Origin of the sequence: Photorhabdus khanii NC19, from assembly GCF_000517265.1 — a bacterium.
Classification (GTDB): domain Bacteria; phylum Pseudomonadota; class Gammaproteobacteria; order Enterobacterales; family Enterobacteriaceae; genus Photorhabdus; species Photorhabdus khanii.
Map to the genome: position 1 here is coordinate 59,077 of NZ_AYSJ01000014.1, position 23,707 is coordinate 82,783.

At 42.3% G+C, this 23,707-nt stretch carries 19 protein-coding genes; all 19 read right to left on the reverse strand.

Annotation, left to right across the window (positions count from 1 at the left end; all coding sequences use genetic code 11):
- Window positions 1-27: 27 nt before the first annotated feature.
- The 19 genes from PTE_RS15830 to PTE_RS15920 all read right to left on the reverse strand — a co-directional run bounded on the left by PTE_RS15830 (window position 28) and on the right by PTE_RS15920 (window position 23,661).
- Window positions 28-1,422: a phage tail sheath family protein gene (locus PTE_RS15830; RefSeq protein WP_036848638.1), complete on the reverse strand. Its 1,395-nt coding sequence runs from the start codon at window positions 1,420-1,422 to the stop codon at window positions 28-30.
- Between the two features lie 11 nt (window positions 1,423-1,433).
- Entirely contained in the window at window positions 1,434-2,516 is a 1,083-nt protein-coding gene (locus PTE_RS15835) for a phage tail sheath family protein (protein ID WP_036848640.1), read from the reverse strand.
- A gap of 171 nt (window positions 2,517-2,687) precedes the next feature.
- A complete protein-coding gene (locus PTE_RS15840) occupies window positions 2,688-3,137 on the reverse strand; it encodes a phage tail protein (RefSeq protein ID WP_036848642.1) in 450 nt (149 codons plus the stop codon).
- Between the two features lie 634 nt (window positions 3,138-3,771).
- On the reverse strand, window positions 3,772-4,674 hold the full coding sequence (locus tag PTE_RS15845; RefSeq protein WP_036848643.1) for a hypothetical protein: 903 nt from the start codon (window positions 4,672-4,674) through the stop codon (window positions 3,772-3,774).
- A 405-nt stretch (window positions 4,675-5,079) separates the two neighbouring features.
- Complete coding sequence (locus PTE_RS15850; protein ID WP_036848645.1) at window positions 5,080-6,075, reverse strand: hypothetical protein; 996 nt, start codon at window positions 6,073-6,075, stop codon at window positions 5,080-5,082.
- Window positions 6,076-6,165: 90 nt separating this feature from the next.
- A complete protein-coding gene (locus tag PTE_RS15855) occupies window positions 6,166-7,179 on the reverse strand; it encodes a cytotoxic necrotizing factor Rho-activating domain-containing protein (RefSeq protein WP_036848647.1) in 1,014 nt (337 codons plus the stop codon).
- 131 nt (window positions 7,180-7,310) lie between these two features.
- The gene (locus PTE_RS15860) at window positions 7,311-8,210 is read right to left on the reverse strand and encodes a Pvc16 family protein (RefSeq protein ID WP_036848649.1); all 900 of its coding nucleotides are present in this window, start codon (window positions 8,208-8,210) and stop codon (window positions 7,311-7,313) included.
- 24 nt (window positions 8,211-8,234) lie between these two features.
- Window positions 8,235-10,319 (reverse strand): ATP-binding protein, encoded by a 2,085-nt coding sequence (locus PTE_RS15865; RefSeq protein WP_036848651.1) that lies wholly within the window; start codon window positions 10,317-10,319, stop codon window positions 8,235-8,237.
- Window positions 10,320-10,328: 9 nt separating this feature from the next.
- On the reverse strand, window positions 10,329-11,984 hold the full coding sequence (locus PTE_RS15870; protein WP_036848652.1) for a contractile injection system tape measure protein: 1,656 nt from the start codon (window positions 11,982-11,984) through the stop codon (window positions 10,329-10,331).
- A 49-nt stretch (window positions 11,985-12,033) separates the two neighbouring features.
- The gene (locus PTE_RS15875; protein ID WP_036848653.1) at window positions 12,034-13,257 is read right to left on the reverse strand and encodes a tail fiber protein; all 1,224 of its coding nucleotides are present in this window, start codon (window positions 13,255-13,257) and stop codon (window positions 12,034-12,036) included.
- A 101-nt stretch (window positions 13,258-13,358) separates the two neighbouring features.
- A complete protein-coding gene (locus tag PTE_RS15880) occupies window positions 13,359-16,718 on the reverse strand; it encodes a hypothetical protein (RefSeq protein WP_036848656.1) in 3,360 nt (1,119 codons plus the stop codon).
- The gene (locus PTE_RS15885; RefSeq protein WP_036848659.1) at window positions 16,711-18,576 is read right to left on the reverse strand and encodes a hypothetical protein; all 1,866 of its coding nucleotides are present in this window, start codon (window positions 18,574-18,576) and stop codon (window positions 16,711-16,713) included. The genes PTE_RS15880 and PTE_RS15885 overlap by 8 nt, the downstream gene beginning before the upstream one ends.
- 83 nt (window positions 18,577-18,659) lie before the next feature.
- A complete protein-coding gene (locus tag PTE_RS15890; RefSeq protein ID WP_036848661.1) occupies window positions 18,660-19,076 on the reverse strand; it encodes a hypothetical protein in 417 nt (138 codons plus the stop codon).
- Window positions 19,073-19,519 carry a GPW/gp25 family protein gene (locus tag PTE_RS15895; RefSeq protein ID WP_036848665.1) on the reverse strand — a complete coding sequence of 149 codons (447 nt, stop codon included), beginning with the start codon at window positions 19,517-19,519 and terminating at the stop codon, window positions 19,073-19,075. The genes PTE_RS15890 and PTE_RS15895 overlap by 4 nt, the downstream gene beginning before the upstream one ends.
- Window positions 19,520-19,531: 12 nt before the next feature.
- The gene (locus PTE_RS15900) at window positions 19,532-21,133 is read right to left on the reverse strand and encodes a phage baseplate assembly protein V (protein ID WP_036848669.1); all 1,602 of its coding nucleotides are present in this window, start codon (window positions 21,131-21,133) and stop codon (window positions 19,532-19,534) included.
- Window positions 21,130-21,813: a CIS tube protein gene (locus PTE_RS15905; RefSeq protein ID WP_036848671.1), complete on the reverse strand. Its 684-nt coding sequence runs from the start codon at window positions 21,811-21,813 to the stop codon at window positions 21,130-21,132. The genes PTE_RS15900 and PTE_RS15905 overlap by 4 nt, the downstream gene beginning before the upstream one ends.
- Window positions 21,800-21,979 (reverse strand): DUF5908 family protein, encoded by a 180-nt coding sequence (locus tag PTE_RS15910; protein WP_036848674.1) that lies wholly within the window; start codon window positions 21,977-21,979, stop codon window positions 21,800-21,802. Before PTE_RS15910 ends, PTE_RS15905 begins: the two co-directional genes overlap by 14 nt.
- On the reverse strand, window positions 21,976-22,434 hold the full coding sequence (locus tag PTE_RS15915; protein WP_036848676.1) for a phage tail protein: 459 nt from the start codon (window positions 22,432-22,434) through the stop codon (window positions 21,976-21,978). Before PTE_RS15915 ends, PTE_RS15910 begins: the two co-directional genes overlap by 4 nt.
- Window positions 22,435-22,452: 18 nt before the next feature.
- Window positions 22,453-23,661 carry a phage tail sheath C-terminal domain-containing protein gene (locus tag PTE_RS15920; RefSeq protein WP_036848679.1) on the reverse strand — a complete coding sequence of 403 codons (1,209 nt, stop codon included), beginning with the start codon at window positions 23,659-23,661 and terminating at the stop codon, window positions 22,453-22,455.
- Between the last annotated feature and the right edge of the window lie 46 nt (window positions 23,662-23,707).

Sequence of the window (23,707 nt, forward strand, 5' to 3'; positions counted from 1 at the left end):
GCGGTGTTTAACCGCGTCTCAGTACGATTACTGTGCTACATTTTGTGAAAACTGAAGGATAATAAATTCAGCCGGACGTACCGCAGCCATGCCCACTTTGACAATCATTTTCCCTTGTTTAATGTCGTCGTCAGACATGGTGATGCCTTTACCAATCTGAACAAAATAGGCTTCTTGCGGTTTATTGCCTGCTAATGCCCCTTGTTGCCATAAGGAATAGAGATAGTTGTCAATGGCTGACTTCACTCGTTCCCAGGTGGGTTGGCTGTTGAATTCAAAGACGACGGATTGCATAGCTTGTTTGATATCTCGCTCTGCGCTATTAAAGAGACGCCGTACCGGAATGTAACGCCAGTTGTCATCATTTTGCAGAGTACGTGCGCCCCACACCACAAATCCCCGATGGTTGAAGTAGCGGATGGCATTGATGCCCTGTTGATTCATGGTGCCTTGTTCATCGTCATTGAGTCGTTCAGTGACATCACCAATTCCGCTTAGCACGACATTCGCCGGGGCTTTCCAGACACCACGGCTGGCGTCCGTGGCGCAGTAGACTCCCGCCATCACTGCACTGGCAGGAATAGTGTTGCCGTTGGCGGTTATTTTGTCCTGTATTGCTTTAACAACTTGTTGGTAGACAGCGAGGTTTTTCTGTTTGAGTTGCGCCAGATTTGTGATTGCATCGGGTTTTGTTTCTGCATCTTCATAACCTGAAACTACGATCAGGCTATCTTCCACTGGAATAAGTTGTGAGACTTTCACCGCCGGATAGTAAGTTGCGGTTTGCGATTGCACATTAACGCCAGGTATGCTGGTTTTAGTTTGGCTGTCAGCGATCAGGAAATGCCCGGCATTCAATAATGCGGGTGTTAAGCTGCCGTATATTGCACTCTGGTAAGAAGAATCCTGTTCAGGGCAGACGATTAAGGTAATCTCCAGAGCTTGCTCAATTAACTCGGGGATTAATGCCAAAGTGGCAGTCTCTTGGGGATTAGCAACCGGCAGGATATAACAAGGTCCACCGCCATTTTGAAAATAAAGTTTTACCGCATCACTACTTGTTGTGTAAGTACCGACAGTGACAGCGTAAGTGTAACTGGAGCCTGTATCACCCGCGTTAACAGCGATATTGGTAGTGGCAACAACCGCTGTATCGTTTTCAACGTTCCCGGAAGGAGGAGAGGGAGGCGGTGGTGTTGGTTTTGTCGATGTGATGGCGATTGACGTAATACAACCGACATTAAATAGATTCATAAAATCCAGCCAGCTACTAACACGTATCGCTTTTAGGGTTGCACGGGTTTCTTTAGGCTGGAAGCGGCCAATAAAAACAGGTATTGCGGTGTTCCCGTGGCTGATAGAGAGCGATAATGACGCATCTTCTTCAATATAGACGCCGGGATAGGTCGGTGTTGTTGGCATGCTGCCTCCCATTATTGAGCGATATTCTGCGTGAACTGCAAGATAATGAATTCGGCTGGACGGACAGCGGCCATACCGATTTTGACGATCATTTTGCCTTGCTTGATATCGTCATCAGTCATGGTGACGCCTTTACCGATTTGAACAAAATAAGCCTGATCGGCCTTGTCGCCCATCAACCCGCCTTGCTGCCAGAGGGAATGGAGATAGTTATCAATGGCCCGGCGTACAGCTTCCCAGGTGGGTTGGCTGTTAGGCTCAAACACCGCGAAACTCATGGCATTTTTAATGTCCCGTTCCGCGCTGTTAAACAGGCGGCGAACCGGGATATAACGCCAGTTATCGCTGTCCTCAAGGGTTCTGGCTCCCCAGACCAACGTACCGCTCTTAGGAAAGGTACGGATCATATTCAGTGCCTTACCTTGGTTATATTTCCCTTGCAGGTCGTCGGTCATCGGATATTTAGGTTGTAATCCGCCCTGAACAGGGACATTGGCGGGAGCTTGCCAGACGCCCCGGCTGTTATCGACACTGGCATAGATACCGGCCATGACGGCACTAGGTGGGATATCAACCAGGGCTCTCTTTTCTCCCCATTCGGCGGTCAGCCAGGGGTAGTAAACTGCGCCGTATTGAGTTGCTGAATAAGGCTTAAGGACATCATCTGGTGTTTGGGTTGAGCTTATTTGAGTTTTAGGGCCGTCAAAAATGGCGAATACTCCTTTGCCTAATTGACAAAGTGTTCCGACGGCGGTTGTGATCTCTTCTCCGGTGGCAACCAATAGCGTGACATCATCAAGTACCGGTACTTGCTTTTCTAAATCTTGCGTTTTGACGAGATAACCATATCCACCGCCGTTAATAAAATAGGCTCGCAGTGCGATATCCAGTTTATCGGAAGGATTAAATTGCCCACTTTTTAGTGTTAAATACTCCAGCCAGCTACTGACGCGAATATAGGGCTTACCTGATATTAATGAATTATTATTTGCGACGGCAAAAACAGGCACTGCCGTTGCACCGGAACGAACAGAGAGGGACGGTGAAGCGTCCTCTTCAATATAAACGCCGGGATAAGTTGGGGTTATTGGCATATTGCCTCCAAGTTATTGTGCGATATTTTGCGCAAACAGTAGGATGATGAATTCGGTCGTGATGAGCCATGCCAATATTGATCATCATGTGTTAGCGCATGGATAATTGGCTATGTCAGACGATTATCTTCTGCAATATAAACATCGGGATAGATTGTTATTGTGGATCTATTAAGGTGCTTGAATGGTAACCCGATCTGCGACCAGTGCGATTTCTTGAACGGCAATATCATTGCTGGTGGCATCAAAAGAGGGGGAGGTGAATGACGTTGGGAAAGCATTTGCCACATTCCAGGTCATTAAAATTTCGGTGCCGGCTTCATTGGTCAGGCTAATTGCAATATCTTTCTTTTCAACCTGATTAAGTTGAATAGAGTTAATCCAGTCAAAAAGTTTAGTGTCTCCAGGGAATACCCCTTTACGCAGGGTGATATTGATTGATTGACGTTGGCCCGGCATTTTGTAGTAATTACCGGTACCATCTTTATATTCGATGACTTCATGAGAAATATCTAGCCCGGAAACGTTGTTAAAGGGGATTTGTTCGTCACCAACCGAGACAACAAACCGATAAGTAGGAATGGGATAGTCAACAGCGATTTGTGCTGGAGTTGTAGCCATGGTTTCTTCCTTTATTATTTACATTTGAAATATAAGAAAAACGTCTATTATGTTGTTTTTCCTAGTACTTGACTATTGGGTATAGCTACCGCAATAACCTGGTTTATATCGGTTATTGTTCGTATTTAAAAAATTGTTCAATGATTATTTAAATCACCTTTGATAAAACAAAATAATTATAGAGAATGAATTCTCATGAGGAATATCAATTAATAATAATGGTAATTGTTAATTAATATGGTAGGTGTTAATTATTTCATATGTCAACATTTCCCTATTGTTTCTATAAACAGGGTGATAAATTACATTTGTGATATTTAATTTTTAATAATATTGTATGTTTAAGGAATGTTTTATTGTCATGGTGGAATGGTTTTGCTGATAAACTAATAATCAGGAAAAAATTAATCACTCTGATGATTATTAATGGAATAGGTTATAATGCTTATTGGAGTACAAGGGAATGAGCTTTATTCTAGGGTAGAGAAAATAAAAGAGAGTGCGCCATAAATGGCGCAAAATTTATTTGATCTGGCTTGATATTGTATTTTTATTGGCTACCCATTGTTTGGGTGTTATTGATACGAAAAAAATATTATACGAAATACGACATATAAAGACGGGTTAATCTCCTTTATTCCTTTGGACCAGGCATTTTATGCCAGATGTTTGTGCCTTTCTTTTTGTATTCAGTAATAAAATTCAGGGGAATCGGGGTAATAAATGTCAGCTCTTCTGTACGCGCGGGCATCATTGCGACGAATTCTGATTGTTGAAGAGTCTGATGGCTCATCAAAAATGCGGGATAATTAATTCCTCTTTTATCTTGTTTAATTTCCTGACCAATAGTTTCTCTACTCATCTCCTGCGGTCTTAGTCCAGGAATTTCCATCTTGTACAGGTAGGCAGCGTGTCCCCCATATCCACCACAATCGGTATTTATTCCTGTGGATACATAGTTCTGATTTGGACTCCTGACATGTCCTACCATATGCGCTGATGGTCCATCACTAATAAATGCATCCGTCAATGCATTCTTAATCTCGGTAACGTGTTTTTTTGACCATGGATAAAATCCACCTGCTGCTACGATTTTTTCAGGGTCCCGATTATCTCCTCTAAAAATAATGACATCTTTTTGATCTGTCAGTTCTAATTCATGTTTGCCAACGGGTAAAGTTGAAGATGTTATGTCATTAAAACTTGATGTTAATAATGTCTCAGAATCTACAGTGGAAGACGTTGATCGATTAGCTGCTGATGTTGAACTTTCCGCAGTTGTAATATCTGGAAGTTTTTTTCCCTGCAAAAATGCTGGCTTTGGTTTTGGCTTTGGTTTATTAGTAGTTACAGAAGAACTGCTTGATGAAGAGGGCATCGCAAATTGGGAAGAGGATTTTGGGGTGTCGGAGAATCCTTGTTCATTCAATGCCTTTATACGTTCACTTATTGTCAATGTACGCTCAGTAGGAGCCAAAATATCAGTTTGTGATGAGCTTTCTTTTTGCTTTTCATCTTTGTTAGATTCGTTTTCCATATTATCACCTATTAGTTTTGAGTAAGAAGTATATATAGGATAAATAATCATATTAAGAGTTTATGTTTAATTCAATAGCCTTGCCTCACAGCATAATTCTGTATGTTTTAATTTTTTCATTTAACTGTTTGTATTTTATGATGGAATCACAAGATAGATGATTTAATTAAAATTAATTTTCAGACTTGTCTTATTTTTTAATGAATGTTTTGTTGCAATAAAAACTGACTAATCAGAAAAATAATAAAATAGATGGATTTAAAAGATTAATTATTATGGGGAATGGGAAAATAGGGTTCAGCATTGCTGTGTCCCAGATATTTTCCCTGATTTGGTAGGATGAAATGATTGTGGTTGAATGGTGGTGTTTTTGTATTTTAAGCGATTTTAATTATCTTTGTATAATTAATTTTCTCTATTCCCTGATGAAAGTTTTAATACTTGTTTGTTAATGCTATTAATTCTGATTTCTATTTTATTTCTTGTCCTTGCTAATGTATCTAAGGTTAATTTTTCTCCCTTTACTTTAGAGGAAAATCCGGAAAGGCTCATTGCATCATCGCCATAGTTTCTACGCATAAATGTGACTGCATCAGAATGGCTTTCATTGAGAACTTCACGGATACTGTTGGTGAAATCTAATATATGTCTGGCTTTATCATCACTCAATCCTGCTAATGCTTTATGGTGCGATACGGCCAGTTCAGCAAGTTGATAGGCAGGAATTCTTGCCGGAGATATTTTGCTTACAATTTGTGATGTGATTAAACCGCCGGCAGTCACTTTTAGATTATCTTTATTACCAAGTTTTTTCTTTATTGCTTTTAAGATAGGGTTTTTATCGTAATTATTGATATCGAATATCATATTTCTTGTTTTAGGGTAAGGGTGTGCGATTTCCAATTTCTCATTTAATTTTTCAATCGCTGTATCATTAAGATAATTTAATCCTGTTCCGGCTAATGCGCCAATACCTATGCCAGCCAGAGTGCCAATACCGGGTGCTATAGCACTTCCTATGGCCCCGCCAATAGCGCCGCCGGCTATACTGCCTCCTGTATTTAATAGGGTTTGTAATGCAGTCGTCCCTATATTTTTAGCCATATTACTTCCAGCAGATTCAGGGGAGTCCATTGATTTTAAGGTCCAGTCTAATTGTTTTAATTGACCTTTAACCACAACCATCCATTTGTAATATTCGGAAATGTTTTCTTTCCAAAATGTATATTCATTAATTTGGTCTAAACTAACAGCACTATTTCCCCTCATGTGATTTAAATCTAATCCCATACCTAATGATGTGCTGCCTATATGACTCTCATCATGTTCAGTCTGTATTGAAGGTCTTTTAACGCTATTCTCTAAATGTTTAGTATTTTCACTGTGTTTTTTGTTTGGCATATTACCCTCTTTTTATTTATCCAAGGCAAGTCCATAAATTAAGATATGATTGGCGTGTGAAATTTTCCCAGTACTACGATTTCAGGCGGACTATAACAACCGTTTTTTGAGTGAATTGATAACCTTAATCGTATTGCCTTTCTTGCCAGGCGAAACAATAGCATCCTCCGATAATACTTTGACGTTCACCTTGCCTTTATCATCCTTGGCCAGCAGCGCATAGCTGTAACCAGCCCTGATAGCCAGTTTTTCAGGCTTGATTTCGTCATAGTTAAAAACGCTGACATTTTCTGCTGTGTTATCAATCACCGCTCCCGGTTTTCCCATATAAGTAATAACACTCTGATCATATTTGGCAAAAATATTCACTAAATCGTTGTTTTGTTCACCAGCCGTAACCGGCTCGCTATCCGGTAAAAGGGCTTGATGGCTCTGATTGGTTGTGACAACACCTTGCCGTCCCGTTTTCCACTCATCATCACCCGGCTTTTGCCCCGTATGATAGGCAAAGAAATAGTTACCCTTCACGGCATACATCATGGTACAACCGCTCAATGCGCCGGACGTAATAATGACCGGATATTCAGGCTGTATATCCGCTAAATCAATTTTTATCCCTACGGTTCCCGATGCGCCATTGACCACATTTATACCGATAATATTGGGGTCCAACGTATTTTCGCCCCAATGCACGCCTATGGTTGCTGAACCTGATTCGGAAGAGGTGACCTGGTCGCCACTAAATCCGGCAATAACACCATGAAAAGGATTTTTATGATTGGAGTGGCTATCTTTCAGAGGCATCGCCTGTGCAAGCTTATGATTACTGTCATAGCGATGAGCGATGACCGGTATGTTAATGGGTGCATCTTCGCTGCCGACCAATAGCCCTTTATTTTTCAGCGGGGAAATATGTCCTTTGTTAAGCTCTCTATCCGCGAGAAGTTGTTTTAATCCTTTGGTTGGCCTGCTTTCATGGTCTTTCTTCACAGGCTGGAGGGTAAGAGGTTCATTTCCATCAGAAAAGTCTGATAATGGTGATATCCTGGCGGTATTTTTAGAACGTCGTCTGGACGTTGTCTGAGAATTAGCACGTTTGAACATGAATAAGTCCTATTAAGTTAATTAGTTAATCAAATACAGTTTTAACTGGTGATGACAATATTCCAGAATAACTATGGCAAGCTGAGAAATCATCACCGGCTTGTTTCGTTGTTACTCATTAAATAATAGTTTTAAATTACAATTAATTTATAAGATGTTGCTTCGGAAATAATAATGTTAGTACTGTTTATTTTAATAATAGCTTCTTGGCTATTTTGCCATTTTAGAAGGATATTTTTTATTTGTGATAAATAAGTTGATTGGGTAATGCCAGAAACATCAAGTTCAAGGATCATGTTTTTATTTTCCTGATTTTCCTTGGTAAGTTTGGTTGTCAGATTGACTTTAGTCAGGGCAAGATGGATATCTTCGGTACCACCTAAATCGGCACACAATTTGTCTTTCAGAGCTTGATTTATTTGTGAACTGTCCAGATGGGGTTTTTGAATCACAGAAGCGGAGATTTTGCCGACTGGGATTACACTGTCTTCAATATTTTGCAGTTTCATTGGTACGGTAATGGAATACATTAAAGAGAGACGCGGGCGATTACCAAGAGCTTGCCAAAAATTACCCAGGCTGTTTAAATTTTCCTGTTGCGGAATAATCCGGGTGTAGGCTCCGGGAATGCCGGTTAATTGGCGATGATTAATTAATGCATTTAAAACCCGTGTCATCACTTGTGCGGCTTGATTATCGGGCTGACTATCCGGGCTGGAACTGTCGCTTGAGGGTTTACTGGCATCCCAATAAGTAATTAAATAGTTGCAATTGATATTTATCCACCCCGGTAATAATGTGCTGGTCATCGGGTTATAACGTCTTGGTTCCGCAGAGCGTAATTGTAAATCTTCATTGATATCATAAAGAAATACACTTACCGTCGGCTCCGATTGAATGGAATTAATTTCTGGTAGATCAAAACGTATATCAATTTTATTCCCATTAGTATTTAAATACTTGGATAAAACATTATTTAATGCTGTATTAACCTCAACAATCGCATTGTCAGAAGCAATGATACTTGTCATATTGACTCCAATCTTATTAATTTATTAAAAAACCAGTCGGCCCGTTTTGTTTAATTCAAGTGTAACGGCACGATCGATATGTTTATTTTCGATTTGTTCACTGTGATCATGCTTTGCTAACATGGATGCTAATAAAGCAATATTTCTGATATTAGCGCCGGTCAAATCAGCCCGTTTAGCCAGATATTCAAGATCAAGTTCATCAGATAGTTTAAGTTGTTCAGGCCAAATGATTTGCCACATTTTTTTACGTAACGCTTCATCAGGATAAGTGAAACGAGTAATAAAGGTGAAACGGCGGTTAAATGCACTGTCTAAATGATTGCGGTTATTAGTGGCTAAAATCACTAATCCCGGATAATTTTCCAATCGTTGTAACAAATAAGAAACTTCAATATTGGCGTGTCTGTCTTGTGCGTCTTTGGTTTCACTGCGTTTGCCAAATAGAGCATCGGCTTCATCGAAAAACAACACTCCAGAATCCGCTTCGGCTAAATCGAAAATACGGGAGATATTTTTCTCCGTTTCACCAATATATTTATTCACCACTGTAGAGAGATCGACTTTAATTAGATCAACACCGAGATACCCGGCAATGACTTCTGCGGCCATGGTTTTTCCGGTTCCGGATTCGCCGTAAAATAGTGCACTAACGCCGGTGCCATAACCGATTTTTTCCCGAAAGCCGGTAGCCAGAATTTGATCACGATAATGAATAGCGGCAATGATTTCTTTTAATTGTTGCGCTAATGCATCGGAAATCACCAAATCAGTAAAGCCGCGTTTGGGGGTTATTCGTTGAGCTAATTTACCGAAATTTTGTTGAGCGCGGAAACTTAATGCTTTACGCAGATCGGTTTCTTCTAATTGGCCTTCTGGTTTTCGTAGTATTTGATATTGGGATGCTTCTTTAATAATCAGTGGTAATGTTTCTGGTGTAAATGAAAAACGCTGACACAATTGAGTGACGCTCATTTCCTGAATTATATTATCCGGCAAGTTTGCTTCCAGCATCGTTTTTTTATCTGCTAGCGTGAGGGCCGGCATATCAATTTGCACCATTGGCAGGTGTTTAATCCAGACTAACTCATCTCCCGGTTCTACCAGACAAATTGTTTTTAATTTTGGTTGATTCAGTAAAGTGGATAATTCGCTGTGCAATATTTTCTTTTCATCTGTGAGTAAAGAAAAGTTACGGATTAATAAGCAGGCATCGTGTAGCCGGGCTTCCCGTACTACATTTGTCAGTAAATTAGATATTGTGGTTTGGCTCTCGTCGTCAGGCAGGAGAGCTAAATCGAGAATTAAAGTATTAATATTATGAGACGCCATAATATGACTGATCGCTATTTCTCTGGCGCTGCCCGGTTTTCCTCTGAGTATGACCAATGGGTGAATATCGTCTGTTTTATTCAGTAATATGTTTTCAAGTGAATGATAAAGGGTTTGTGGATACCAACTCTCTGAGTTTGGAGTACTCCAATAAACACAGGTTGTTAGAGGCGGCAAAATAACCTGTTGTCCTGATAGAAAATGCCAGACAGCGCTGTGAGTTAAAAATTGTGTCTGTAGCCAGATAGGTTCTTCGTGTTGATTGATTCGTAATAGTTGGTTACTGATTAATGGTGTTTGCGGTAAAAAGCTGTTTTGCAGTAATTGCCGATCACTTTGGCGTTGGCTGAATAGTTCAATCGCTAACTCAAAACTCGGCCACTGTTTTTTACTGTTACCATTGAGAGCAGCAAATAGTGCATGATAACGGCTGTCAAAATGCGGAAATAAACCTAATAGCAAAGCATCCCGTTCAAATTCAGTGAGCTCAAAACGTTCGACTAATAATGACAATGCATCAGGGGCAGTATTTTCCTTTGTTACTGGATGGCTAATAATATCATCGGGTTTAGTTAGCCAATGGGGAATGCCCTGTGGTTTTGCCAGATGCTGTTCTAATTCATCTTCGGTAAGTAAAAAACTTTCTGGTAAGGAATCGTATCTGTCACTCTTTTGGTAATAATAATATTGTAGCCGCAGATCGATACGTTCCAAATGGGGATAAATCCAATGTGATTTTGCCACTATATCGTGGTTATTTGTCAGCGGGTAATCCATATAAACCTTCTAAATATTTTGCCAGTCGATGCGTAAAGGGCGATCCAGCCAGGGAAGTTTGGCGATATTTAATGGCCACGGCCAATCAGCCAACAGCGCATCAAATGGCTGATGCTGGATGGTGATTTTGATTTCTTGCTCGTCTGCCAGTAATTCCCCCGGTCGTTGTAAAAACAGTTGGCGGACATCATTACGGCTTAATTTTTTCCAGGCAGGAAGTTGGGCAATAACTGCATCCAGCCATTGATCTGCTATCAATTGTTTTTCCGGCTCGATAGGGAGTGATGTAATATTTTTATCGGCCATTAGCCCACACAGAACGTAATTCAGTGCTTTTCTTTCTGCTGGTCTCTCTTCGGTTCCCCAAATCAGGTAGTCAAGTAAATCAACGGCATTCAACTGAGCCTGACGATGAATAAATTTCTGTGTTTCAAGCAGGCCAAGTTGATTAAACAGCGCGGGTAGCATCGGCCACAGAATTAATATCCCGGCATTATTGATTTTGCTTGGAAGGGGTTGTTCAGGTAGTAAAACCCGCTCAGAGTTGGGTTTGTTGATAGTTTGAAGTGGGTTATGGTTATTTCCTCTTATAATCGATGTATTATCCGATGTTGATAATGTTTGCCGATTTTCGGCGATTATCTTTTGATTTGTCGAATGTTGATATTGCTGAATATTTGAAATATCAACATGAGTCATGGTTGATTCTTTACCGGATGCATTTTCATCTATGTGGTTTGGCATAAAGCATTCCAATAGATATTGGTATTCTTCAACCGACAGGTGATTTTTGCAAAGCTGTGAAATAGAAACTGTTTGCCAGAGTTGTTTTAGCCAACCATTTAATGGCGTATTGTGGGTCATAGCCTGGCGAAATAATCTAATAACAGGCGCGGCATTAAGTACACCGTTATTGAGTTCAGTGGTAATACGCGAGATGACTTGCGCATCGGGTTTAAGCATTTCCTGTGCATTATGTCGTTGTATATATTCCAGTGCATTGAGTATCAGTTGTCCGGAGGAGGCAAGCTCCTCCTGATGTTGTGGTTTGTTTACTCTTTTGGATAATCTGCGGTTGATGGCGCTCAATAAAGCGGGTTGTCTGATAGCGGAAAGCCGTTGCAGGCCATGTTCAGATAAACAGCCTTTTGCTAATAATAATGCGGATTTGTTTTCTATCCGTATTAATTGATTTATTAATTGCTTAGTCTTTATGTCACTGTTTTTATTATTAGTTATTTCCTCCATTGTATTTTGTTGGGAATCTTTTTGATATAAAAAATGAATGAAATTTTCTGCATCAATGAAATTATTATTGCCAGATAAAGAAGGATTATGGGTGATTTTATTTTGCATTGGTGCATTTAGGTGAATTTCTTTCTTATGATTTATCTGGTATTGTCTTAGTGCTTTATTTAAAGCAGAATTCATCCGGATTGGAAACAATGAATTAAAATCATGCAAGCTTATTTCGCCAAGATCCAGAGTTAATGTTTCTAAATAGATACCCTGATGAATGGGATGTTGAATGAAAAATGTATTAAATAAGTTGTTTATATTGATTTGATTAAGCAGGGAGCCATGCAATACTTTTTTAGCTACCTGTTGATTATTAGCTTCAATAGTAATGGTAATCCGATTTAACAGATTTGGCTCCGAAGTCATGCTAATATTCTCTTTATGATTAATGGATGATTTGAATTTTTAATAAATATTATGTTTTCATAATGAAAGCAAGAATATAATAAGGAGGAATAATATTAGCGTTAGCATCAACAGCATGGGTGTGTTCTTCTCCATTCCCAGTGTCAGATGTGTGAAAATAATAGGATGTGGTGTCATATCCCGTTTCGACAAAAAGGTTTCTGCCTTTTCCCCAAATACTCTGAAAATCTTGAGTGCCAGGATTGTTATCAAGCTTTCTTTTATTATTCAAAGTAGAATTTCCATATATTGAACCTGAGTCACTAAAGTAACTCATTCCTCCTTTATGATTATGTTTTGGCATTTGACTCGAGGAAAGCTTTGTGCCTTTTATTGTGATGGTGAGTTTTTTATTCGTCGTACTTATTCTGAATTCTTTAGCATTAATACTACCTGAAGCTTTATCATTACTCTTTCCATTAATATCGGAGAGTTTGCCTCCTAGAATAAATCGATCGATTAAATTGGGTGTATTATTATTACCGTCGCACAGTGCCCAACCTGTAGGAACACTACTACCAGAAAACATCACAATCATTCCTTTTGGGAGTACTTTATTGGGATCAATACTGACGCCGCTTGAATTAACCGTGATACCGTTACCGGCTTTGACTGAAACACCATTACTATCAACGTTAATACCATTACTGGCCTTAACATCTAATCCATCACCTATTTTTATCCCCCAACCAAGTCTTACAGATATCCCTGTAGATTCGACGTTAATTGTTTTATCTTTGGATTTTACAGAGACACCATTAGTATCAACATTGATGCCATTATTGGCTTTGACTGCAACACCACTACTATTAACGGTGATACCGTTGTCAGCTTTGACAGCCACATTATCATTATTGACAACAATGCCATTGCCTGGACCAACACATATTCCGTTGGTTTTATTAACCAGGCCACTGCCAAGATCTACGGATAAAATATCCTTTTCGAGTATTAATGGAGAAAAGTCCTGGCTGGAAAGAGTGCCCATTTTCAAATTGAGCGTACCGTTATCAGCCAGTTTTAATCCTTCTCCTGGTCCATTTTGTTGTGGTGCCAGGCCACAGGCTTTGCGACCGATATCAGCAATATTAATCAAGTCGGCATAATCGGTTTGTAGTGGAATACTGCCCTCTTTAAAACGCTTTTTTAAATCATCTGCTGATGGGGAACTTGATTTGAGATTAATATCTTCCAGATTGAGTTCTGCACTGTATAGATTATATTTTTTTACCATTTTTATCACCTTATATTATGTGTGCTATTATACTAAAATATATTTAAATAATAGAGAGTTTTTAAAGTATTATGATATGGGAATAAATGAGATATTTATTTTTAAAGTTTATTTCCATCATAAATAAAATGAAAGCCAAATTTTGTCCGTGTTTCTCCTTTAAGGTCTTTAGGGTCAGATAGGTAATTCAGTGATAAAATCAGGGGTTTTTCGGTATAGAATGATGCGCCAGAAAGATCCTGATTATCGCCTAATACAAATCCATAATAGAATGACCAGCTATTTCCTGCCGGGAGATCATATAAATTCATTGATTTCCATGATAAGTTAAGCCCTACTTTTTTTCTTCCTTTAATATGCAATATCTCATCGGTAATAATACCATTTTTGTTTTTCTTAACTTTGACATAATAATCTGTCCATGCATTAGCTGATTCCAGTACTGCATATTCAGGTCCTATTTTATTATCATCGGTTAAGAAAACCAGTTTTCCTTTATTATCTACAGGTTGATACAGAAATTCTGAGACAACCGTGTATTTATCATTCTCTTTATTAAGGTCAATATCTACCCGTACTACCCTTTTAGTATAAGGCACATACAATAGCTGATTGGATTTTATGACTTCTTCGTGCCATTTATCTTCAGATTCACCAACCACCTCAATACGCTGCTGTTCGGTGGCAATTCGCATACTGCCAATACCTGTTGCGGCAGAAGGCAAACGTCCCAGGGTTAAGGTCTCTAATATATGGTATGCCTCATCCCCTAAAGGCGCGTCATTGTTTTGCCAGCGTTTATAGGTGCTGGCAAAATCTTCAAAATGTTCCTCTGAAAGCCAATGAATAATCATCGAAATATGAGCGGGGAATTCAGCTAGAATCTCCGTTTTCACCCAAGATTCCAATTTGTAAGGATCAACACGTTCATTCTCAATGAGTTGGCGGTCAATTACGACACTCACTATAAATGAAAAGCGATCAGCCGAAGCATATTCTTCGCTGGAGAAATACCAGCGATAACGCCAGGCTTCTGCTTCTAATGGGAAGATATTCAGTGAGTCGTTGTTGCGTCTAATTAATATTTTACCCTTAATGCGATCAAATTTAATGACGCGCGCTTTGAGTTCATATTCGGATCGAGGTGCAGTACGAACGGCTCGAGCTGATATTTTCTGGGATGGTCCAGAAGGTGTAATGACATATTTCAGGGTGATTTCGTCATTGACTTTGATCATTGCAGGGAAAGGGCTTTGAGCGCTGGAGGTAATCCAACGTTCATCTTCGTCAGCATTTTGATACGTCTCATTGGCATAAACCAGTTGATAATCCATATCTTCCAGCCACACCGGACTATTTTGCCAACGCAGCTTATCCTCATCAAATGCCTGTTGTATTCTGTGCAGATTGTGCTCCAGATCCGTGCTGTTTCGAATGCCAAGAGAGAATGTATCTCCTGTCACCTCGGTGATCATTTGGCCCCGTAACGGAAATTCTCGGTCATCTTCAATGATAATCAGGTTAATTACTTGGCCTTGCAATAACCGACCCGCTGAATTTTTCTGTGTGATCTTTAATTGATCATCTTCAATTTCCAGAGAATCGGGCTTTTGCTCTTTATCGAATGTTGTGTCGGGTTTTACCGGCAATAACTGGCGATGTTCAATCAAATAGAAAGGCAATTCAGCCAGATCGGGCGTTTCACTGAAACATTCTCCGCCCAGCCCTAGTCGGGCAGCAATCCGTTTTTGCAGTGCCGATACTTTATCAATACGAATATTATTACGTTGATAGGTGAGTTCAGGCTGTTGAGCCAGATAGCCGCGTTGGGTAGATAAAAAATCCTGTGGATCGAGTGTCAGGGGTCTGGCTGCCCGTTGAGTACCAAAATAGCCCAACAGATAATTTAGAATTGTCAGCTCTTTTGCATAGTTTGTATAATCTTGTTGTTGAATATCATCAATATAGATTTGTGAATCATGAGTTAGCCTGGTCATTAAATCAGGCATGATATTTTGATGAACGTTATGGCTGACGGTATTATCTTTAAAAGGCCATTGCACACCGTATACTGCTTCTCCCCGTTGTTTAAAGGCCAATAGTTTCGGCAACAGAGCGAGTTCGGCGCAGCCGTTAGCCAGCATTTGTTCAAAAGGCAGCATAAATTGGTGCAACTGTATTTGCTGTTGGGTACTGGCGTAAGCTTGCAATCCATAGCAGGTGGGTAATTTATTGCTCACCGGGTAGTAATCCCGGATTTTACGATATTTACCCCAACCTAATAATTCAGGTTGTGTATCAATCAGGGGATTTGCAATTATTTTTTCTTCTATCTGTTGTTTAGAAACAATAACTTTAACCCCACCTTTGGCAGTAATGGTGAGCGGACTGGTTGGTGAGGTGATCAATTTTAGTGGATCGCTGCCCCAGAGTTTGGGGTAATATCCCTGAGCGATTTCCCAGGACCAATTATCGCCCGGTATTTGAGTAATGGTTTTATTGTGATTAGCTAATGCCAGCTGGGTAATACTTTGTATCCCTGGGATAGCTAATAATCGGTTAACCAGATGGCTTAAATTTAATACGGTAGCGCCGGTGTAATCTTTAGCCTGAGGTAATTCCGGTATCCAGCCGTGATGTAAATAAGGGCCGGAAAATATCTCTTCATTACTGTAACCCTGATCTTTCATGACCTGAGTGGTATAACGTACAGGCCTTGCGAGTACCATTTGTTCCGCTGTCATATAAACTTTGGCGAAGATGTCGGCAATATCTTTGACATCATCATTCAGTTCAATATCAATCTGTAAAGAGAGATCGGTGGGTTGCAACCAGATAATATGACTGATGGATTCTCCCAGATTACGGTTGTCTTTCAGAAAAGCCTCTAGCTTTTCCTGAGCTAACTTATTATTAGCTTGAGTTTCCCTGCTGGGAAGTAAATAAAGCCAGTAGTTTCCTCTCAGGGTTAATTCGCCATCTGAGCCTAAATCGTTAAAGGTATATTCACGTTTCTTTTTGTTATACCAATACTTATAGCGTTGATTGTCAGGTTCACGAACGAGTTGTACATCGTTAAAGAAAAAATAATCTTCACTGGTTTCACTCACGGTGTCGCTGCTATGTAAATCCAGCAAAGCCCGACGATAATCTTCCGCAGTGATGGGGCCACAAGTCAATATTTGTTGTGGACCGAACTCTTTAGGGAAAATACCGTCACCGGGCGTCTGTTCTTCTTTTTTAGGCGTAAGCAGATCTTTGAGTGGTAATGAGTGGCGGTAAGCCAGATCGGAGGCTCCATAACAACAAGCTTCTAATAAGGTGATACCGGGATCATTTTCACTGGTATTGCTCCAGTGTTGGCCGGATTGCTGCTCAATAACCGTTTTGGCCTGAGTGAGTAAAGCATCAAAGGTAATATCGTCTTTGACGATGGGAAACAGGGCATCCTGATTATTCATTGTTAACTCCTTGGCTTGAGGAACTCTTCTCTGACCAGACTAAAATTAGCACTTCATCATCGGCGGCCTCGATACTGTTACCTACGGTAGGTGTGGATGGGGCATCTTTACTTGCACTGATATTGTTCACCGGCGGGATAACTTTTTCCAAAGTTAAATCCATGACCCGTTCAACCAGAGGGGATTGTTGGATGGTGGCTAATAACGAGTAATAATCAATGTGATTACCTGTCGTTACGCCGATAGCGCTATTTTCTCCCCACGGCATATATTTTCGGCTAAGTTCTTGCTGTAGCTGATGATGACCATAGGCGGGGTTAATACCTGAGATAAATGCCACTTGGTAATTGACATTGACGTTAATGTATTTTGGATTATTGATCTTAATCGTTGTCCAGGGGCTGCTTAATTGGCTTACCCACTTGACCATTTCTGCCAGCCGGGCCGGGTTCAATTCTGGACGCAGTACATCATCGTTATCTTTGTAGCGACTGTCGGGGATCACAATCAGTTGCTGTTCTTCCGGTGCCGGGATTTTAGTTAACTCACTGGCAGAAGGGTATTTGACATCAAATAGGCTGACAAACTGCTCTTTTAGTAAGGTGACAATGTTTCCCCAGCTCAATACCCGGTTACGGTGAGATAACCGGGCCGGGATCCGCGTCAGGAAAGTTTGTGCTGTTTCTTTTGGGTGACCATCCCAAGATACCCAGGGTTGAGTCACACCACTGATGGCAACGGATGTGTTGACCGGCTGTTTAATGCTTTCTGCGGCTAATCCGTTGATAAAGTGATCCTGCTCAATGGTTTCTGCGTTGACTAACTTGGCGGTGGTGGCGTTATACAGTATGCCTTTAATCCGTGGGTAATCTTGGGCTTCAACCTTATTGGTTATCTCTGCTTTCAGCCAATACCGTCCTGTCGGCATTTGGGCGGCTTGATTTGATGCATCCTTTGGCAATAAGGTACGCCAGATCCCCCGGTCAAGCAGGTTACCGGTTTGGTCGTGGACCAGTTGATTGATTGGCTGCCAGATATTTTTCTGATTTAGATAAGACCAAGATAAATTGAGGGCTTTAACGCCTTCTGACTGCCAGTATAAAGATAAAGTTTGTCCCGGTAATACATGGGTAAAGCCTAAGTAGAATGTGTCATGGGTTAATGACGATATATCTGCTTCGCCCCAATTCAGGTGGTCAGATTGAACTTCGAGATCATGGGATGTTTCGCTAAAAAGTTGAATACCGTTTTTGGGGAATTCAATGTTATCTGAGTCGCTTAATAGTATTGCTGATTTCCAGACATTGCCAACTTTCCGATGCCAACGCAGATCGGTTAACTTTCCCTGATTCGCCAGTAAATCCGTATCAGATGCATATTGTAACGGATGACCTGCGTTGTCTTGCCCCGCATCAAACAGCGTTCCCTGGGTTATCAGAAATTCTGGGTTTTCCGTGTTCAGCGTAATTTCGATAGCAACTTTATCTGCTTGAGCTTTTTTGGGTTCCAATCCCAATAATTCCCGGTAATAAAGATCACGGTGCCGTGCCGGGAATGTATTTAATAGTCGGTTGGTTGTTTCTAATAGCGTTAAAAAAGCCAAGACAAAAGCTTGATGTGCCGGTAAATATCCATCTGCTTGATTAATGTTTTGGTAAATATCCGCTAATTGTTGAGGATGATTTTCCTGAATAAAATAGAAATTGTCCCAGAACTGATTTTTATCTTGATCGAAAGGAATGTTTTCAGCGTAAGCTTTAAGCCAGTTTAAAATATCCAGCGTACTTCTTTCATCAAGTTTAAACGCAGTATCCGGCACAATAGCAGAGAGTTTATGATCTAACTCGGCTTGTCCCATATTTATACCACCTGTTATTCGAATATTCCTGATAGATTTTCAGGAGAGCGTTGTTATTTAACAATAAGATTAAAGGGAATTATTTATCCGGCATTGACAACATATTGACTGGCAATAAAACGGCCTTTGCCCATACTTGGCGTTGTGACATCCGGTCCGCTTGATGGATTATTCGCCGGTTGTGATGGGGTAAAACGGGCGATAAATTGCTGGCCGACCACAATGACTGTGGCAGGGCTGCGGCAAAAGTTTGCCTGCTGGCTGGCATCCAATTGAGCAATGGTGACCATTCCCATGCCGGGTACCGGGTGGCTGGGGGTAATATATTGCGCCTGGAGTTGGACCTTTTTTTCATCGCCGACAATCGCGATTTTTTTGCCCTGAATGTGGGCGTGTCCGCTGCCTCGGATGGTTGCCGGCCCCAGAATGGTGACCTGCCGGTTGCCGAATAACGGTTCGAACAGCAAATTGTCGCCATCAACCACCAGTTGTTTGCTCATAGGTTCACCCGTAACTGGCCCTCGCTAACTTCAAGGACACCTTCAAGTTGCTGGCTGATTTCGCTGCCTCTCAGGGCGTAAGTGACCTGAATATGCAGGGTATTGGGTAAGTCCGTTCTCTGGTTCACGTGAATCTCGGTAATATTTGCGCGCGGTTCATAGCGCAGTACCCGCTCTTCAATCCGGGTTTGAATCTCTGCCATCAATTCGTCACTGATATTGGCAAACAGATAATCATTCAGGCCGCAGCCGTAATTTTCACGCATAATTCGTTCGCCGGGTTCAGTCAGAAAAAGGATTTTCATATTCTGGCGAACATTCTCTGCGCCTTCCGCTATGGTGACGCCGGTGGGTATTTCAGGGTGAGAATCATCTTTTATCGAAAACTGTGGCGGAAATGCCCAGCCCCGGCCATAAATATCGGCTAATATTTTGTCTGTCATGGTACTGCCTTATTATTGTGTTAAGTTGATTTTCGCACCTTTAATATCGACCCCGGATTTTCCAGTGGCTGACAGGGATTTTTCGGCCTGTAGGTTAATTTCCTGGGCATTAATGATGAGATTCTTGCTGGAATTAAGCGTGATATCTTTATCCTGTTGCAGCGATAACGTATTTTTTCCACTATTGAGTGCGAGCGTTTTATCTTTATTGTCGAAGATTAATTCCTGCTGGTTATCTCCTTGTTTGATGACCAAGGCTTTCGTTTGATTTTTTTCACTGGGTTCTATTGGGGCTTTATTTTTCGGGTTGTGCATGGAACCTAATATCACCGGGAAACGGGGGTCGCATTCAAAGAAACCGATAATCACCTCATCCCCCGGTTCAGGATAAAAGCAGAATCCGCTGTCATGGCTGGCATAAGGTTTACCTAAGCGGGCAAAAAGCACACCGTTGGTTAAGCTTAAGGCGGGGATCCTAACGGGAATACGCCCCAGTGACGGGTTATCTTTTTGGTATTTTTCCACGATACCGACATGCAGCTCTTTAACCTGCGGTACAACCTGCTCGGTTTCCGGCAGCAAGCCCAGTGTTAGCCGGGTGCGCCAGCCTTGCCGCTGATCAATTGTCTGACTCACACCGCTGATAATCGCCTGACCATCCATCCCCTGACCAAAGCCGTTTAACGCCAGGATATGGCCCGGTTGATAACGATCATTGCCTTCGACTTCGAAACTGCCGGAGACGTTATGATTTCGCCGGTTATCCAGGATGCCCTGAGCAAGGTGTTTGGCTTGCTCGTTATCCAGCGGATAGCTGAGAACCCATTGCCATTCTTGACCTGTCAGTGGTTGCAAATTGTCTGTGGCAAGCTGATTGCGGCCAAGCCCGCTGCTTTTTGCCTGATTTACCTGAGATAATTTTTGTTGGGTGATATCCCAGGACTGCACACTCACCGTTTTAGGGCTGCGCTGGTTATCCCATTGCAGATTTGCCTCAAATAGCACCACATCCTGAACGTTGGCTCGCAGGTGGATCGTATGGACGGTTGACTGATTCAGCGATGCAGGTGTGACCAGCGTCACGGTATCATTGCCGGGCAGCAGCCAGGTATGGGTGGTGATAAGCCGGCTTTTGAGAAACGTCCAGTCACTACAGCGGAACTGCACCATTTGCTCATGCACCGTTTTAAGCTGAGGCGCTGATTTTATCGTGACAGGTATACCGGCTTGGCTGAATAGCTTTCTAATAATCGCTTCATCACTTTGTTTACTGAATAGCTGCGAGTGGAAGCTGTGAGTCAATTTTTGCAACGGATGTCTGGCTGTCAGGGTAATAATGCTGTCCTGACCTTTAAGCCCAAGCATTTGCCGAACGATGATCCCCTGAAACAGCACAGTTTTTTGCATCTGTACGATCAGTTCATGATTTGGCCGACAGCTTGTGAGTTCAGCTTGAGCTTTAGCGTCAAAAATATGGCTGGCATCGCCGGCGATGCCTAGCGTGATGCTAGCAGAAGGAATGCTATTGATAGCGTGATTGATTGTCAGATTGATAACGGTAAATTGATTGAGCGTTTTGCCACCTATTTTGATGGTTATCGCAGGTATTTTCATGCATCCCCCTTGGCTTGCAGCGTTTGTCCGGGGGTGAAATCGTCAAGATTATCCAGTCCGTTTTGCCAGGCCAGAGAGAGATAATCAATACCGCCCGCCAGAGAAGCGCCGGCACCCAGGGCAATCAACGGCAGAGAGAGCATATCGGTTACGCTGACCGCGGTAACCGGTGGTGATTTTAATTGCTGCTCGGTGGCCTGAATAACAAAGCTTTCGTCCGCCACCAGAGATAAGGTCGCGCTGGCCCGCAGTGGGGTGGCATCCCGGTCAAATAGAGTGTAATCAATGCTGAGGCCGCTGGCTCGGCCGGCGAAATAGCCTTTATTTTCCCAGCGCATTTTGCCCCATTTGATTTTCAGAAAGTGGGGCACTTTAGTGCTGGCATCCACCGCACACAGGGCTTTCAACGTCGCCAGTTGTTTTTCTACCGGGGTGTTGTTGCCGGGCATCGTGGCATCAAACAGCAGGATTAACGACAGGCCTGCGGGTTGGGATAACACATAACGGCTGCTCTGGCTGGCACTGTTAACGCTTTCATCCTGGTGATAGCGAGTTTGATAATCAAGCTGGATGGCATCGGGGTTGTACATCGCCTGTAAACTGCCCACGGCGGTTTTCCCTTCCCGGTCTTTGAAGGCGGTAAGGGTAAGTCGGGATAGGCTGCGTTCAATTAAACTCATAATGGCCTCCTGTTTCACGCAATGCGTCCAGTACTTCCCGTTTCACCATTTCAATCAGACGGGCGTTATCCAGCGTTTCCTGCGCTAGTGTCCGTGGCGAGACCGGATTATTCGTTGAATCGGTGACTTTGGCCTGAATAATTAGTTCCTTAATTTCGACAGTCATACTTTCACTCCTAACCAGCGCATATCCTGATAACGTAATTCTAGCGAGTTCACCAAAACGGTATTGCTATTGGCATCAAAGTCGCCGGTGGACCAGCGCACCGGCAGGGCGTTGCTTAACGTCCAGCTTGCCACGGGGATTGAATTTTCATTCAGCAGCATAATGACGACATCGGCATAAACTGCTTTTTCACCGCGCAGGACGCGATCAAACACCAAAGTGAGCGGTGTGACTGTCATGACGCCGCGCTCCAGCACCAGACTGCCGTGCTGGATCTTCTCAGCCAGCCAGGTATTTCTGGCGTTTTCCCCGCCTTGACTGTGTTGGGTGGTTTGCAGTTCACGGCTAAGGCCCGATATGCGCTGGAAGGCGATATCAAGTGGACTGGGGATATTATTAAAGAGAAAACTGGCGATAAAACGGTGTGACACCGACGGGGTGTATAAATTGTTCATATTTTGCCCCTGCTTAATTTAACGGGTGATCCCGGAGCGGGTATCAAATGTCAGGCTCAACTCAATAAATTCCGCTGGAATTAACACGGATAGCCTGATTTTCATGATCATTTTCCCGGCTCGCAGATCGGCTTCGCTCATTGATTCATCAATGCCCAGTAGTACTTCAAATGCTTGATCTTCCTGGGTGCCTCTCAGTCCACCTTTTAACCATAACTGACGCAGCCAGTTATAAGCTTGACCTTTAAACTTCATCCAGGTGATGGCGTTATTCGGTTCAAAAACAAAGGCCCGGCCCAGTTGGGTCATATGGGCTTCGATATAGGAAACCAGACGGCGGGTTTGAATATAGCGCCAGGGCGAGCCGGGTGTGTTGTCCAGGGTGCGGCATCCCCAGATTTTAATCCCTTTGCCGGGGAAGCTTCGGATCAGATTCAGTGAAGTGCCGTCTCGATTAAAGAGGGCATCGGCTTCAATATAAGCGCGTACCGGGCTGATCACTTTAGCTAATGCCACGTTAGCGGGTGCATTCCAGACGGCCATTTGGTTATCGTTGTGCTGGATGACGGCGGCAACTGCTGCAGTAGGCGAAAGCACGATATTTTTTTGATCGCTTCCTTGATAGGCACTGTTTAGCCTTGGCCAGTATACGGCACCCCACTGTCGATCACTTGAGGAAAATTGCGCTAAGCATTTATCAGCCAGTGCCGGCTCATCCGGGGCATCCAGCAAACCCATCATGCCGCGCCGGCTCTTACAAAGATCGAGTACCGATTGCCAGGATTGTAGCCAGAATTGAATTTTGTCGTGTTGAACGATGTCTGAATCGGGATCATCCATTTGGTTAAGATAGACAAGATCAGGGACGACGATCAGCGTGATGGCACTCTCTGCGGTAATCGCTTGTTTAACCCAATCCTGTTGCAATGTGGTGGTCAACGATTGAAAATCGTTCAGTGGTTTATCTGTTCCCAGTGACAATACATAGGCTTGCTGGCCGCCGTTTTCAAAGAAGTGACGTACTGAATAGTATATTAATCCTGACTCATCAAATGACAGGGTAAAATCGGCCAGACTGGTGAGCTTGACGGTTGTTTTATCGCTGATACGGCTATTTTTGGCGGGTTGGGTATAACCAATAAAAACCGGGACACCGATAAATGCATTATCCTGTTTCTGGGATATCAGGCTCTCCGTTATTGTGACGCCAGGCTGTTTTATGTCCATTATCATCTCCTCAACGACTGAATAGACGCGGTATTCAACCGCGTCT